Origin of the sequence: Cyclobacterium qasimii M12-11B, assembly GCF_000427295.1 — a bacterium.
In the GTDB taxonomy this organism is placed as follows: Bacteria; Bacteroidota; Bacteroidia; order Cytophagales; family Cyclobacteriaceae; genus Cyclobacterium; species Cyclobacterium qasimii.
Genome location: NZ_ATNM01000194.1, coordinates 1 through 548, shown reverse-complemented (window position 1 = coordinate 548; position 548 = coordinate 1). Strand labels below are relative to the sequence as shown.

The following is a 548-nucleotide window of genomic DNA, read 5'->3' as shown; positions in this document are numbered from 1 at the left end:
AGATCAGGTATATACGGTGTAACTGTTTTTGCTGCCCTCCATCTTATACCCGACAGCAGGATAAGGTCTTTTTTCATATGTTTTGTAAAAGCCTGCATGCGTCATTCCCGCAGGTTTAAAAATATGATTCTTTATGTACTGTTCATAGGGCTCACCGCTTACTTCAGCAATAATATAAGCGAGAACAGAATAGTTGGAATCCTTGTAGTCCCATACGCCCGGCTGACGTTTGATTCCCTGAAGTTCTATGTCTTTTATTAAATCGTCCGGAGTAATGGCACCGTTTCCTTCAATATGTCCGTTTATCCCCGATGTATGTGTAAGCAGATTCTTCAAAGTAATCGTTTGTCCGTTAGGAAAATGAGGTAAATACGTGCTTACCGGATCACTTGTCTGAAGTTTCCCCTTTCCTCAAGCTGCAAAATAGCAGTTGCAATCAGCGCTTTTTGTGATGAACCGACATAAAAAGATGTCAATGGATTATTTTGAATGTAGTGTTTACGGTCAGCATAGCCAAAAACCTTTATTTGTTACGATTTCTCCATTTC

The 548-nt window shown here is 40.0% G+C and carries 1 pseudogene; it reads right to left on the bottom strand.

From position 1 onward, the window contains the following. Positions 1-3: 3 nt before the first annotated feature. A pseudogene (locus ADICYQ_RS31390) lies at positions 4-476 on the bottom strand (serine hydrolase domain-containing protein). Positions 477-548 lie beyond the last annotated feature (72 nt).